The sequence below is a fragment of the Enterobacter cloacae complex sp. SYL001 genome (assembly GCF_049237025.1).
Taxonomy (GTDB): Bacteria; Pseudomonadota; Gammaproteobacteria; order Enterobacterales; family Enterobacteriaceae; genus Enterobacter; species Enterobacter intestinihominis.
Genome location: NZ_JBMKJI010000002.1, coordinates 128,653 through 141,461, shown reverse-complemented (window position 1 = coordinate 141,461; position 12,809 = coordinate 128,653). Strand labels below are relative to the sequence as shown.

12 protein-coding genes and 2 pseudogenes are annotated in these 12,809 nt (G+C 56.0%); 7 read left to right on the top strand and 7 right to left on the bottom strand.

The window, feature by feature from the left end:
* The first annotated feature begins 56 nt into the window (after positions 1 to 56).
* Positions 57 to 2,129: a formate hydrogenlyase transcriptional activator FlhA gene (gene flhA, locus ACOTZP_RS03950; protein WP_421633656.1), complete on the top strand. Its 2,073-nt coding sequence runs from the start codon at positions 57 to 59 to the stop codon at positions 2,127 to 2,129.
* A gap of 130 nt (positions 2,130 to 2,259) precedes the next feature.
* Here the strand turns inward: flhA and ACOTZP_RS03945 are convergent, their stop codons facing one another.
* Positions 2,260 to 2,604 carry a nitrous oxide-stimulated promoter family protein gene (locus tag ACOTZP_RS03945; protein ID WP_271074545.1) on the bottom strand — a complete coding sequence of 115 codons (345 nt, stop codon included), beginning with the start codon at positions 2,602 to 2,604 and terminating at the stop codon, positions 2,260 to 2,262.
* A 165-nt stretch (positions 2,605 to 2,769) separates the two neighbouring features.
* Between ACOTZP_RS03945 and ACOTZP_RS03940 the strand changes: the two genes are divergently transcribed.
* Positions 2,770 to 3,000 (top strand): SymE family type I addiction module toxin, encoded by a 231-nt coding sequence (locus ACOTZP_RS03940; RefSeq protein WP_022649175.1) that lies wholly within the window; start codon positions 2,770 to 2,772, stop codon positions 2,998 to 3,000.
* Positions 3,001 to 3,113: 113 nt separating this feature from the next.
* Positions 3,114 to 5,675, top strand: coding sequence for a DNA mismatch repair protein MutS (gene mutS, locus ACOTZP_RS03935; RefSeq protein WP_271074535.1), 2,562 nt, complete (start codon positions 3,114 to 3,116; stop codon positions 5,673 to 5,675).
* Between the two features lie 140 nt (positions 5,676 to 5,815).
* Here the strand turns inward: mutS and ACOTZP_RS03930 are convergent, their stop codons facing one another.
* The 3 genes from ACOTZP_RS03930 to ACOTZP_RS03920 are packed head-to-tail and all read right to left on the bottom strand — an operon-like array spanning position 5,816 to position 8,067.
* On the bottom strand, positions 5,816 to 6,037 hold the full coding sequence (locus ACOTZP_RS03930; RefSeq protein ID WP_003862116.1) for a non-oxidative hydroxyarylic acid decarboxylases subunit D: 222 nt from the start codon (positions 6,035 to 6,037) through the stop codon (positions 5,816 to 5,818).
* Positions 6,038 to 6,047: 10 nt separating this feature from the next.
* Positions 6,048 to 7,475: a non-oxidative hydroxyarylic acid decarboxylases subunit C gene (locus ACOTZP_RS03925; RefSeq protein ID WP_157506817.1), complete on the bottom strand. Its 1,428-nt coding sequence runs from the start codon at positions 7,473 to 7,475 to the stop codon at positions 6,048 to 6,050.
* Complete coding sequence (locus ACOTZP_RS03920; RefSeq protein WP_003862111.1) at positions 7,465 to 8,067, bottom strand: non-oxidative hydroxyarylic acid decarboxylases subunit B; 603 nt, start codon at positions 8,065 to 8,067, stop codon at positions 7,465 to 7,467. The genes ACOTZP_RS03925 and ACOTZP_RS03920 overlap by 11 nt, the downstream gene beginning before the upstream one ends.
* A 172-nt stretch (positions 8,068 to 8,239) precedes the next feature.
* Between ACOTZP_RS03920 and ACOTZP_RS03915 the strand changes: the two genes are divergently transcribed.
* Positions 8,240 to 8,647 (top strand): MarR family winged helix-turn-helix transcriptional regulator, encoded by a 408-nt coding sequence (locus ACOTZP_RS03915; RefSeq protein ID WP_015571704.1) that lies wholly within the window; start codon positions 8,240 to 8,242, stop codon positions 8,645 to 8,647.
* Here the strand turns inward: ACOTZP_RS03915 and ACOTZP_RS03910 are convergent.
* Positions 8,644 to 9,258: pseudogene (locus ACOTZP_RS03910) on the bottom strand (substrate binding domain-containing protein); the annotation flags it as partial. The gene ACOTZP_RS03915 and the pseudogene ACOTZP_RS03910 sit on opposite strands and share 4 nt — an antisense overlap.
* Between ACOTZP_RS03910 and ACOTZP_RS03905 the strand changes: the two are divergent.
* Together ACOTZP_RS03905 and ACOTZP_RS03900 are read left to right on the top strand one after the other, a co-directional pair.
* Positions 9,252 to 10,124: pseudogene (locus ACOTZP_RS03905) on the top strand (MFS transporter); the annotation flags it as partial. The pseudogenes ACOTZP_RS03910 and ACOTZP_RS03905 sit on opposite strands and share 7 nt — an antisense overlap.
* Positions 10,121 to 10,498, top strand: a complete 378-nt coding sequence (locus tag ACOTZP_RS03900; protein WP_045308747.1) for a DUF4440 domain-containing protein — start codon at positions 10,121 to 10,123, stop codon at positions 10,496 to 10,498. The pseudogene ACOTZP_RS03905 and the gene ACOTZP_RS03900, both read left to right, overlap by 4 nt.
* Before the next feature lie 50 nt (positions 10,499 to 10,548).
* On the opposite strand, the gene rpoS is transcribed toward ACOTZP_RS03900, so the two are convergent.
* Positions 10,549 to 11,541, bottom strand: a complete 993-nt coding sequence (gene rpoS / locus ACOTZP_RS03895; RefSeq protein ID WP_022649182.1) for an RNA polymerase sigma factor RpoS — start codon at positions 11,539 to 11,541, stop codon at positions 10,549 to 10,551.
* Between the two features lie 60 nt (positions 11,542 to 11,601).
* Positions 11,602 to 12,675 (bottom strand): murein hydrolase activator NlpD, encoded by a 1,074-nt coding sequence (nlpD, locus tag ACOTZP_RS03890; protein ID WP_332976144.1) that lies wholly within the window; start codon positions 12,673 to 12,675, stop codon positions 11,602 to 11,604.
* Here nlpD and ACOTZP_RS03885 point away from each other — a divergent pair.
* Complete coding sequence (locus ACOTZP_RS03885; RefSeq protein ID WP_306173474.1) at positions 12,617 to 12,748, top strand: peptidase; 132 nt, start codon at positions 12,617 to 12,619, stop codon at positions 12,746 to 12,748. The two genes, nlpD and ACOTZP_RS03885, sit on opposite strands and share 59 nt — an antisense overlap.
* Positions 12,749 to 12,809: the final 61 nt, after the last annotated feature.

Here is a 12,809-nt window from a genome sequence, read left to right as displayed (position 1 = left end):
CAAAAGCGGTCAGCGCTGAATGTCTCTTTTTTGCCAGTTTCTATTGGAAAGCAATAATGCCGTATACACCGATGAGCGATCTTGGACAGCAGGGCCTGTTTGACATCACGCGCACACTTTTACAACAGCCCGACCTCGGCGCGCTGAGCGATGCCCTGACGCGGCTGGTCAGGCAATCAGCGCTGGCGGACAGCGCCGCCATTGTGCTCTGGCATAGCGCAACCCACCGCGCGAGCTATTTCTCAACGCGTGATAACGGCAAAATCTTCGAATATGAAGATGAAACGTTTCTGGCCCACGGTCCGGTGCGACGTATTCTCTCCCGCCCGGAAGCGCTGCACTGCAATTTTGACCAGTTTCGCCAGGCCTGGCCGAAGCTGGCAGAGAGCAACCTTTACCACCCGTTCGGCCACTACAGCATGCTGCCGCTGGCGGTGGAAGGGCAAATTTTTGGCGGCTGCGAGTTTATCCGTAATAACGACCAGCCCTGGACCGAGGCGGAGTACGAGCGGTTGCATACCTTCACGCAGATTGTGGCCGTCGTGGAAGAGCAGATCCAAAGCCGCGTCACCAATAACGTGGATTACGACCTGTTGAGCCGCGAGCGCGATAATTTCCGCATTCTGGTCGCCATCACCAATGCCGTGCTGTCGCGTCTCGATATGGACGAACTGGTGAGCGAAGTCGCCAAAGAGATCCATCACTATTTCAGGATCGATGCTATCAGCATTGCGCTGCGCGGCAACCGTAAGGGCAAGCTGAACATCTACTCCACCCACTACCTCGACGAAGCTAACCCGGCGCACGAGCAAAGCGAAGTGGACGAAGCGGGAACCCTGTCTGAACGGGTATTTAAAAGCAAAGAGATCCTGCTGTTAAACCTCAGCGAGCAGGATCCGGTAGCGCCCTACGAGCGGATGCTGTTTAACACCTGGGGCAACAAGATCCAGACCCTGTGCCTGCTGCCGCTGATGTCCGGCAACACCATGCTCGGCGTGCTTAAACTGGCGCAGTGCGATGAAGCCGTATTTACCACCGCCAACCTGAAGCTGCTGCGCCAGATCGCCGAACGTATCTCCATTGCGCTGGATAACGCCCTCGCCTATCAGGAGATCCACCGTCTGAAAGAACGGCTGGTGGACGAAAACCTGGCGCTGACCGAGCAGCTCAACAATGTGGACAGCGAGTTTGGCGAAATCATCGGACGCAGCGATGCCATGTACAACATCCTCAAGCAGGTGGAGATGGTGGCGCAGAGCGACAGCACGGTGCTGATCCTCGGTGAAACCGGCACAGGGAAAGAGCTGATTGCCCGGGCGATCCACAACCTGAGCAACCGCAACAGCCGCCGGATGGTGAAGATGAACTGCGCGGCGATGCCTGCGGGCTTACTGGAAAGCGACCTGTTCGGCCACGAGCGCGGCGCGTTTACCGGCGCCAGCAGCCAGCGGCTGGGCCGTTTTGAACTGGCGGATAAAAGCTCGTTGTTCCTCGACGAAGTGGGCGATATGCCGCTGGAGCTTCAGCCTAAGCTGCTGCGCGTTTTGCAGGAGCAGGAGTTCGAGCGTCTCGGCAGCAACAAGCTGATCCAGACCGACGTGCGTCTGATTGCCGCCACCAACCGCGATCTGAAAAAAATGGTCGCCGACCGCGAGTTTCGCAGCGATCTTTACTATCGTCTGAACGTCTTCCCGATCTGCCTGCCGCCGCTGCGCGAACGCCCGGAAGATATTCCGCTGCTGGTGAAAGCCTTTACCGCGAAGATTGCCCGCCGGATGGGGCGAAATATCGACAGTATTCCTGCCGAAACGCTACGCACCCTTTCGGCGATGGAGTGGCCGGGGAACGTGCGCGAGCTGGAAAACGTCATTGAGCGCGCGGTCCTGCTGACGCGCGGGAACGTGCTCCAGCTCTCCCTGCCAGAGGTTACTCTCTCTGAAACGACCGTGGCCGCAAGCGAGCTTGCGAAAGAGGGAGAAGATGAATATCAGCTCATTATGCGAGTGCTGAAGGAGACCAACGGCGTGGTAGCCGGACCGAAAGGTGCGGCGCAACGGCTGGGGCTGAAGCGTACCACCCTGCTCTCGCGTATGAAGCGTCTGGGAATCGATAAAGAGAGCCTGAAATAACCCGTCATTCCGCCAGCGGGTACATATCGCTCCCGCGCTGGCGCAGGGATATTTGGTGCTCTTTTTCTGTCTGCCTGCGCCGCACCGTCGCCCTGAGCGTGATTTGTCTTCCACTGCGGCGCTGAGCCGGTTATTTTTTGGGCCGATACTTTTCGGGTAATTCCGGAACCGGACGACGATCGTCGATCAGATGTCGGATGGTCAGAATCGGATGACGCCATAACATACGTGGCCCTGCCCAGCGCATTACCTGCTTCATCTCTTCCCGTCGGGCGGACTGATAACAGTGCACCGGGCACTGTTTGCAGGCAGGTTTTTCCTCACCAAACACGCATTTATCCAGCCGCTTATCGGCATAAGCCTTAAGCGCCGAATAGTGCCCCTCTTCCTTTATGGCGTGTGGACACCTGTTTTCGTACAGGGCGATCATTCTGGCGATCGTCTTTTTTTCTCGTGAAATACGTTTACCGGACATAACGTCGTCCTCAACAATAAAGTGCATTTATAATACCTTTTTATCCGCACATTTTCAGTTATTGCATTCCGTTTTCTGAAGCGTCCTTCCAGAATTACCCCTCCCCTCGCTGCGTTTTACTGGTATTTTATACAGGTGTAAATAACCGCATTCACCGGAGAGCCTATGCAACAGATCGCGATCGCCAAACCCTATCGGCACTTAAAAGTGGGTTACTTCAGAAAACGTCATGAAGACCGTAAAACGAAAATTCCAAAACGCTACAGCGTACACGCAGCGCTAAGCCTGAAAGGCGACTGGCTTGAACAAGCGGGATTTACCACCAACTCGCAGGTTCGGGTGGGCGTCGAGCACGGAAAAATCATCATTGAATTAATAGCGGAAGATGCCTCGTAAAGTCGTGACTTTTTTCTGCGCCGCACCTTTTTTTCATGCGACAATAGAAGGAACAATTGGCCATTGAGCCGCTCAAAGCGTAATATTTTCAAAGAAATGGATATCATAACTCCATGAGCACAATCGACAATTTCGACGCGCATACGCCGATGATGCAGCAGTACCTGAAGCTGAAGGCACAGCATCCGGAAATTCTGCTGTTTTACCGTATGGGCGATTTTTACGAGCTTTTTTATGACGATGCGAAACGTGCGTCTCAGCTGCTCGACATTTCTCTGACGAAACGTGGCGCGTCGGCAGGCGAGCCCATCCCGATGGCGGGTATCCCGCATCACGCGGTTGAAAACTATCTGGCGAAGCTGGTGAACCAGGGCGAGTCTGTCGCTATCTGCGAACAAATTGGCGACCCGGCCACGTCGAAAGGCCCCGTTGAGCGCAAGGTCGTACGCATCGTGACGCCGGGAACCATCAGCGATGAAGCCCTGCTTCAGGAGCGCCAGGATAACCTGCTGGCGGCGATCTGGCAGGACGGTAAAGGGTTTGGCTACGCCACGCTGGATATCAGCTCCGGTCGTTTTCGCCTGAGTGAACCGGCTGACCGTGAAACCATGGCGGCTGAACTACAGCGCACCAATCCGGCAGAACTGCTTTATGCAGAGGATTTCGCCGAGATGGCGCTGATTGAAGGTCGCCGCGGCCTGCGTCGTCGTCCACTGTGGGAGTTCGAAATTGATACCGCGCGCCAGCAGCTGAACCTGCAATTTGGCACGCGCGATTTGATTGGCTTTGGTGTGGAAAATGCACCGCGCGGGCTATGTGCCGCAGGCTGCCTGTTGCAGTACGTGAAGGATACGCAGCGTACCGCCCTGCCCCATATCCGTTCAATTACCATGGAGCGTCAGCAGGACAGCATCATCATGGATGCCGCCACGCGCCGCAACCTGGAGATCACGCAGAACCTCGCTGGCGGCATGGAAAATACGCTGGCGTCGGTTCTTGACAGCACGGTTACCCCCATGGGCAGCCGTATGCTCAAACGCTGGCTGCATATGCCGATCCGCAACACCGAAACGCTGATTGGCCGTCAGCAAACCATTGCCGCATTGCAGGATCGTTACACCGAATTGCAGCCGGTGCTGCGTCAGGTGGGTGACCTTGAGCGTATCCTGGCGCGCCTGGCATTGCGTACCGCGCGTCCACGCGATCTCGCCCGTATGCGTAACGCTTTCCAGCAGTTGCCGGAACTGCGCGCTCAGCTGGGAGAGATCGACAGCGCGCCAGTGCAAAAGCTGCGCGAAACCATGGGCGAATTTACCGAGCTTCGCGAGCTGCTGGAACGCGCCATCATTGATGCGCCGCCTGTTCTGGTGCGGGATGGCGGGGTTATTGCTCCGGGTTATAACGAAGAGCTGGACGAATGGCGTGCGCTGGCCGATGGCGCGACGGATTATCTGGATAAGCTGGAAATCCGCGAGCGTGAACGTCTGGGGCTCGACACCCTGAAAGTCGGCTACAACGCCGTACACGGTTACTATATCCAGATCAGTCGTGGGCAGAGCCACCTGGCACCGATTCACTACGTTCGCCGCCAGACGCTGAAAAATGCCGAGCGCTACATTATTCCCGAGCTGAAAGAGTACGAAGACAAAGTGCTCACGTCGAAAGGTAAAGCGCTGGCGCTGGAGAAACAGCTGTATGACGAGCTGTTCGACATCCTGATGCCGCATCTGGCTGACCTTCAAATGAGCGCCGCTGCGCTGGCCGAGCTGGATGTGCTGGTAAACCTGGCCGAGCGCGCCGAAACGCTGAACTACACCTGTCCTACCTTTACTGACAAGCCCGGCATTCGCATTACCGAAGGTCGCCATCCGGTGGTTGAGCAGGTGCTGAACGAGCCGTTTATTGCCAACCCGTTAAATCTGTCACCGCAGCGAAGAATGCTGATCATTACCGGCCCCAATATGGGCGGTAAAAGTACCTATATGCGCCAGACAGCCCTTATCGCGCTGCTCGCCTACATCGGCAGCTACGTTCCGGCGCAGAAGGTTGAGATTGGCCCTGTCGACCGTATCTTCACCCGTGTGGGTGCGGCTGACGATCTGGCGAGCGGTCGCTCTACCTTTATGGTCGAGATGACCGAAACCGCCAACATTCTGCATAACGCGACAGAGAACAGTCTGGTGTTGATGGACGAAGTAGGACGCGGTACCTCCACCTATGACGGCCTGTCCCTGGCCTGGGCGTGCGCGGAAAGTCTGGCGAATAAAATCAAGGCGCTGACGCTGTTCGCGACGCACTATTTCGAACTGACACAGCTGCCAGAGAAAATGGAAGGCGTGGCTAACGTCCACCTTGATGCGCTTGAGCACGGCGACACCATCGCCTTTATGCACACGGTGCAGGACGGCGCGGCAAGCAAGAGCTATGGCCTGGCCGTCGCCGCGCTGGCGGGTGTGCCGAAAGAGGTGATTAAGCGCGCGCGTCAGAAATTGCGTGAGCTGGAAAGTTTGTCACCGAATGCGGCAGCTACGCAGATAGATGGTACGCAGATGTCACTGCTGGCGGTCCCGGAAGAGACCTCTCCGGCTGTGGAAGCGCTGGAAAATCTCGATCCGGATTCGCTGACGCCGCGTCAGGCGCTGGAGTGGATTTATCGGTTGAAGAGTCTGGTTTAGTTCTCTGCGGTCTTTTTTGCCGGGTGGCGGCTTCGCCTTACCCGGCCTACAAAACCCGTAGGCTCGGTAAGCGTAGCGCCACCGGGCAAAAGATCGCACAATATTAACGCCCGGTAAGCGCAGCGCCTCCGGGCTTTTTATTACAGCAGCGGCGGGATCGTCGGCACCTGCGGTGCTTCATCAATATCCTTCTGCGTCATGCGGAACGCTTCCGGGTAATGCTCACGGCTGGTACGGCGCAGCGGTTCGGTATCGCGCCAGGTATACAGACAGTGCTGACACTGGTATACCGTCCAGACACCTTTCACCGGTGATGTTGCCATCACCTCAATATGTTCATCGGCACAACGTGGACAAATCATTTTTTCCTCCTTATTGACGTGCCGCCAGCATCGCGGTCAGTTTTTCGGCCCAGGCTTTGGTTTCAGGGAGATCCTGTACCGGCTGGCTGTAGTGACCACGGTTGTCCGGAGCGACCGGGGTGGTGGCATCAATGATCAGCTTGTCAGTGATCCCCGCCGGGCTGGAGCCGGGGTCAAGCTCCAGCACAGACATATTCGGTAGCTGCACCAGATCGCCAGCCGGATTGACCTTCGATGACAGCGCCCACATCACCTGCGGCAGGTTAAACGGATCGACGTCCTCATCCACCATAATCACCATTTTCACGTAACCCAGACCGTGTGGCGTGGTCATAGCGCGGAGCCCGACCGCACGGGCAAAACCGCCGTATCGTTTTTTGGTGGAGATAATCGCCAGCAGGCCGTGGGTGTACATGGCGTTTACCGCCTGCACTTCCGGGAATTCCGCCTTCAGCTGCTGATAGAGCGGCACGCAGGTAGCGGGCCCCATCAGATAATCAATCTCGGTCCAAGGCATCCCCAGGTAGAGAGATTCGAAAATGGGTTTGGTTCGGTAAGAGACTTTATCAATGCGCACGACCGTCATGTTGCGCCCGCCGGAGTAGTGTCCGGTAAACTCACCGAATGGCCCTTCAATCTCACGTTTCCGGCCTTCAATCACCCCTTCGAGGATCACTTCCGACCCCCACGGCACATCGAAACCGGTCAGCGGAGCCGTCGCAATCGGATACGGACTTTCGCGTAGCGCACCGGCCATCTCATACTCGGATTGATCGTATTTCAGCGGCGTGGCGCCCATCAGGGTGATGATCGGATCGTTACCCAGCGTAATGGCAATAGGCAGGTCTTCGCCGCGCTCTTCTGCCTTATGCAGATGCAGCGCGATATCATGCATCGGCACCGGTTGCAGGCCGAGCTTACGCTTGCCCTTCACTTCCATACGGTAAATCCCGACGTTCTGCTTGCCGAAGTGATCGGGGTCGAGCGGATCGCGGGAGACAACGCACGCTTTATCGAGATAAAAGCCCCCGTCACCGTCGTTCAGGCGGAACAGCGGCAGAATGTCGAACAGGTTGATGTCTTCCCCGTCCACTGTGTTCTGCGCCCAGGCCGGATGTGCACGACGCTCTGGCGAGACGGGGAATTTGTCCCAGCGACGAATAAACTCGTCGATCTGTTTTTTCACCGGGGTATTTGCTGGCAGCCCCATCGAAATAGCGTGGTTTTGCCACGAGCCGATAGTGTTCATCACCACACGGGCATCGGTGAAGCCGCGAATATTATCGAACCACAGCGCAGGCGCACCATCGCCAATGCGTCCGGTAGCGTTGGCGGCGGCGGCTAAATCCGGCTCAGCGTTTACCTCTTCCTCAATTTTCAGCAGCTGCCCTTGCTCATCGAGCGCCTGCAAGAAGCTTCTCAAATCATCAAATGCCATCTTTATTCTCCTGTGAAAAATGTTTCGCTGCCTGCAAACCTTCCCAGCGTCGGGCTTTTTTATGCTCCAGACCAAACTGGTCGAGAACGCGGGTCACGATATGCTGGGTTATGTCATCGGCGGTTTGTGGGTGGTTGTAGTACGCAGGCATAGGCGGCACCATCGCCACGCCCATGCGGGAAAGGGCAAGCATGTTCTCAAGATGGATGGTGCTGAGCGGCGTCTCACGCGGAACCAGCACCAGCTTGCGTCCCTCTTTCAGCACCACGTCTGCCGCACGCCCTACCAGCCCTTCGGCGTAGCCCGCGCGGATACCCGCCAGCGTTTTCATGCTGCACGGAATGACGATCATGCCGTCGGTGCGAAACGAGCCGGAGGAGATGGTGGCAGCCTGATCGGCCGGGCTATGGACGACATCCGCCAGTGCAGCAACGTCATGCGCAGTGAAGGGCGTTTCCAGCTCAATCGTGGTTTTTGCCCACTTCGACATCACCAGATGCGTTTCCACCTCCGGCATTTCCCGCAGCGCCTGCAACAACGCCACGCCTAATGGCGCACCCGTCGCGCCCGTCATTCCCACAATCAATCTCATTCAGCACCTCAATTAGTTTGTTCGTATACGAACATATTAACTAAACTACGCCTCGATCCTGCTGCTGACAAGATCGTTCGCATACGATCACACTATTCGCTAAAAACTCTCGCGTTAAAATTCAGCCCGAGAGCGGCTATCATAGAGGGAGTATTTTTCCGTCGGAGTGTCCATGGAGTTAAGACAAGAAGCGTTTCACCTGCTACGTCAGCTTTTTCAACAGCATACCGCCCAGTGGCAACACGCATTGCCCGAACTGACCAAACCACAATATGCGGTGATGCGGTCAATTGCTGAAAATCCTGGCATTGAGCAGGTTGCCCTGACTGAAGTCGCGGTGAGCACCAAAGCGACGCTGGCAGAAATGCTGAGCCGCATGGAAGCACGCGGCCTGGTCAGGCGCGAGCACGATCCGGCGGACAAGCGCCGTCGGTTTGTCTTTCTGACGGCCGAAGGTGAGGCCCTGCTTGAGAGCAGTAAACCGATTGGAAATGAGGTGGATGAGGCGTTTTTAGGGCGCCTTAACGGCGCGGAACGAGAGCAATTTTCAGCGCTCATTAAAAAGATGATGCAGGATTAAGTAACCCTGACGCGCATAAAATCAATAAATGTTCGCACTTTCGCGGGCACATGCCGGGCATCAGGATAAACGGCATAGATGCCCTGCTGAGCGAACGTGTACGCCGGTAACAGCGAGACCAGTTCCCCTGCATCGAGTGCGTTTCGCACCAGCCACTCCGGCAGCAGCGCCACTCCACATCCCGCGAGGGCAAAAGCCATCAGCGCCTGGGCGCTGTCTGCATACAGGCGCGGCGCTCTCTTGATCTCAAAGGAAACCGGCTGCTCATCAACACCTCTCACCTGCCAGCGCAGCGGCGAGGTTAAACGCTCATGAATGATCCAGTCCGCTTCCGCCAGCTGCTCCAGCGAGTTAACCGGATGGTTTGCCAGCCAGCCTGGCGTTGCCACGGGCAGGATGGTGAAGGAGGTCATCAACGCGGCGTGGTAGCGCGAATCTGCAAGCGTGCCGAGCCGGATAGCGACATCGAAGCGCTCGGCGATAAGATCGGCATGCAAAGAGGACGAGACATGCCGCACGCGGAGATCAGGGTGCAGCTGGCTAAACTCAGCCAGCAAAGGCACCACCACCTGCGAGCCATACTCGGGCGTGGTGGTGATCCGCAGTTCTCCCGGTTGGTCAGGCGCTGACCTGGCAACAGTTTAAGCCTCATGAGCGGGCCAGACTCACCTCGGCGGTGATGCTGGTCGCGCTGCTTGCCCCCGCCTGCTCACCGGCTGTGGGCGGCATGCTGGTTCAGACATTCAGCTGGCGCTGGATATTTTTTGCCACCCTGCCCGTCGCCATTGTCACCTTTGTTTTGGCCTGCGCGTGGCTTAAAACAGAACCGTCACCGATAAACACCACCAGAATAGTAAACCTGTCTTTGCTGACGGATCCGCTGTTGCGCTTATCCATGCTTATCTATGTATGCGTACCCGGCATCTTTATTGGCGTGAACGTAACGGGCATGTATTATCTTCAGAGCGAGGCCAATATGACGCCCACCGCAACGGGCATGCTTATGCTGCCGTGGTCTGTGGCATCGTTTTTGGCTATCACCGCGACAGGACGCTATTTCAACCGTATCGGCCCGCGGCCGCTGGTGGTCATCGGTTGCCTTTTGCAGGCAATGGGCATTCTGCTTTTAATCAACGTCGGCCCGGCTATGCTGTTACCTGCCGTTGCGTTTGCGTTAATGGGTGCGGGGGGAAGCCTTTGCAGCAGTACGGCTCAGAGCAGCGCGTTTTTGACAACGCGGCGGGAAGATATGCCTGATGCCAGTGCGCTATGGAATCTGAATCGTCAGTTGAGCTTTTTTGCGGGTACCCTGCTGCTGGCGCAGGCGCTGAGCTTCATGCAAGCTTATTTTACGCCGCTGGCCGCCTGGCACGGGATGTTTATTTTTGCCGCAGTTATCACTCTGCTGCCCGTACTGTACGTCTACCGTCTTAATAACACGCAGTTACTTGCGCAACTGCAACAGGAGCAACCATGACTCATTTCGAACAAGAGATCCTCGACATCCACGTCGCCCTTGAAAACTGGTTAGGTGCAGGCGAAGGCGATCGGGACACCCTGCTCGCCCGTTTTCGTCCGGATTTTCTGATGGTTCCACCGAGTGGCACCCATTTAGATCATCACGCTCTGGCCAAATTTTTATATGCGCAGCGGGGAACCCGACCCGGGCTCAGGATCGGCATTGATGCGCTAACGACGCTTCAGACATGGGACAACGGCGCGGTGCTCCATTACCGGGAGACGCAAACCCGGCCTGGCCAGCCCGTCAACGTGCGCTGGTCAACCGCGGTGCTTAATCAGGAAGGGGATAACATCACCTGGCGTTTGCTGCACGAAACGGCGCAATCGTAAGGCATAAAAAAGGCCCGTCTCACGACGGGCCTTTTCTGACGAATGGTTGCTTACTCGCGGAACAGCGCTTCGATATTCAGACCTTGCCCTTGCAGGATTTCACGCAGGCGGCGTAGCCCTTCAACCTGAATCTGACGAACACGTTCACGGGTCAGGCCAATCTCACGGCCGACATCTTCCAGTGTCGCAGCTTCATACCCCAGTAAACCGAAACGACGTGCCAGCACTTCACGCTGTTTGGCGTTCAGTTCGAACAGCCATTTGACGATGCTCTGTTTCATGTCATCGTCCTGCGTGGTGTCTTCCGGGCCGTTGTCTTTTTCATCGGCCAGGATGTCCAGCAGCGCTTTTTCGGAGTCACCACCCAGCGGGGTGTCAACCGAGGTAATGCGCTCATTGAGACGCAGCATACGGCTTACGTCATCAACCGGTTTGTCGAGTTGCTCTGCAATCTCTTCCGCACTTGGCTCGTGGTCCAGTTTATGGGACAACTCGCGCGCGGTACGCAGATAAACATTCAACTCTTTGACGATGTGGATCGGCAGTCGAATCGTACGGGTCTGGTTCATAATAGCCCGTTCGATGGTCTGACGAATCCACCAGGTCGCGTAGGTTGAGAAACGGAACCCGCGTTCCGGGTCAAACTTCTCAACTGCGCGGATGAGACCTAAGTTGCCCTCTTCAATCAGATCCAGCAGAGCCAGACCACGATTGCCGTAACGGCGGGCAATTTTCACGACCAGTCGCAGGTTACTTTCGATCATGCGACGACGCGAGGCAACATCACCACGCAAAGCACGACGTGCGAAATAGACTTCTTCTTCGGCCGTTAGCAGTGGGGAGTAACCAATCTCCCCAAGGTAAAGCTGAGTCGCGTCCAGCACACGCTGTGTGGCACCCTGCGATAACAGCTCTTCTTCAGCCAAATCGTTATCACTGGGTTCCTCTTCTACTAAGGCTTTTTCGTCAAAAGCCTCTGATCCGTTCTCATCAAATTCCGCGTCTTCATTTAAATCATGAACTTTCAGCGTATTCTGACTCATAAAGGTGGCTCCTACCCGTGATCCCTGGACGAGACACCCTGGCTGGCATGCCCCGTCAATTTATCGCTGCGGTAAATATTGCAGCGGGTTTACGGATTTCCCCTTGTAACGAATTTCAAAATGCAAGCGTGTAGAACTGGTTCCGGTGCTACCCATGGTAGCGATTTTTTGCCCCGCCTTAACTTCTTGTTGTTCCCGGACCAGCATAGTGTCGTTATGGGCGTAGGCACTCAGGTAATCATCGTTATGTTTGATGATAATAAGATTACCGTAACCGCGCAGTGCGTTACCGGCATAGACAACGCGTCCGTCTGCGGTCGCGATGATTGCCTGTCCTTTACTGCCTGCGATATCGATCCCTTTGTTGCCCCCCTCAGAGGTAGCGAAGTTCTCGATAATCTTGCCGTCAGTTGGCCAGCGCCAGGTGGTGATTGACGAGCTGGCATTCTGACTGCTTGCAGTCGGTACAGTAGAGCTAACCACAGGTGCCGTAGTCGGTGCTGTGACAACAGTCGCAGTACCTTTATTATTCGGCAACATTTTGTTAGGACTCTGATCACCTGAATCCTCAGAATACGTAATTACAGGTTGTGAAGCAACCACCGTGGTGGTTTTTTGTGCAGGAGTAACGCTGTTATTTTGCGCAGTTACGTCGGCCGCTGAAACGGTGTTGCCTGGCGTAAGCGGTGTCCCCGTCGCGTTGCCAACCTGAAGCGTTTGCCCGACTTCCAGAGCATACGGGGCCTGGACGTTGTTTCGCTGTGCCAGATCGCGGAAATCGTTCCCGGTGATCCAGGCAATATAGAACAGCGTATCGCCGCGCTTCACGGTATAGGTGCTGCCGCCGGTATAGCTACCTTTCGGAATGTTCCCATACTTACGGTTATACACTATGCGGCCATTTTCAGTCTGAACAGGCTGTTCCACTGCCTGAATCTGCGTAGGCTGCGTAACTGGACGCTGAACCGGCTGGATCTGCGGAGTTTGCTGCGCCGTTGAGGTGCCCATTTTAGGCGGAGGGGTGATCAACATTCCGCTGGACGTGTTACCCGAGCCGCTGGTTCCATTAACGGAACTGACGGGCGCAGGCGCGTTATTTGAACTTGTACAGCCTGCCAGCCAGAGCGAAACCAGTGATAATGCCGCAACACGGCTGATGGTGAATTTTGGGCTTCCCGCGCTCATTTATCCCCCAGGAATGTGTTAACTACCAGTGACTTAAAAATAACCGTGAAGGCACGAATCTATCGCGCCACACCATACGCTGA

Bases quoted from the DNA above. Each gene is read 5' to 3' on its own strand.
- flhA (WP_421633656.1), top strand. From the start codon at position 57: ATGCCGTATACACCGATGAGCGATCTTGGACAGCAGGGCCTGTTTGAC.
- ACOTZP_RS03945 (WP_271074545.1), bottom strand. From the start codon at position 2,604: ATGTCCGGTAAACGTATTTCACGAGAAAAAAAGACGATCGCCAGAATG.
- ACOTZP_RS03940 (WP_022649175.1), top strand. From the start codon at position 2,770: ATGCAACAGATCGCGATCGCCAAACCCTATCGGCACTTAAAAGTGGGT.
- mutS (WP_271074535.1), top strand. From the start codon at position 3,114: ATGAGCACAATCGACAATTTCGACGCGCATACGCCGATGATGCAGCAG.
- ACOTZP_RS03930 (WP_003862116.1), bottom strand. From the start codon at position 6,037: ATGATTTGTCCACGTTGTGCCGATGAACATATTGAGGTGATGGCAACA.
- ACOTZP_RS03925 (WP_157506817.1), bottom strand. From the start codon at position 7,475: ATGGCATTTGATGATTTGAGAAGCTTCTTGCAGGCGCTCGATGAGCAA.
- ACOTZP_RS03920 (WP_003862111.1), bottom strand. From the start codon at position 8,067: ATGAGATTGATTGTGGGAATGACGGGCGCGACGGGTGCGCCATTAGGC.
- ACOTZP_RS03915 (WP_015571704.1), top strand. From the start codon at position 8,240: ATGGAGTTAAGACAAGAAGCGTTTCACCTGCTACGTCAGCTTTTTCAA.
- ACOTZP_RS03900 (WP_045308747.1), top strand. From the start codon at position 10,121: ATGACTCATTTCGAACAAGAGATCCTCGACATCCACGTCGCCCTTGAA.
- rpoS (WP_022649182.1), bottom strand. From the start codon at position 11,541: ATGAGTCAGAATACGCTGAAAGTTCATGATTTAAATGAAGACGCGGAA.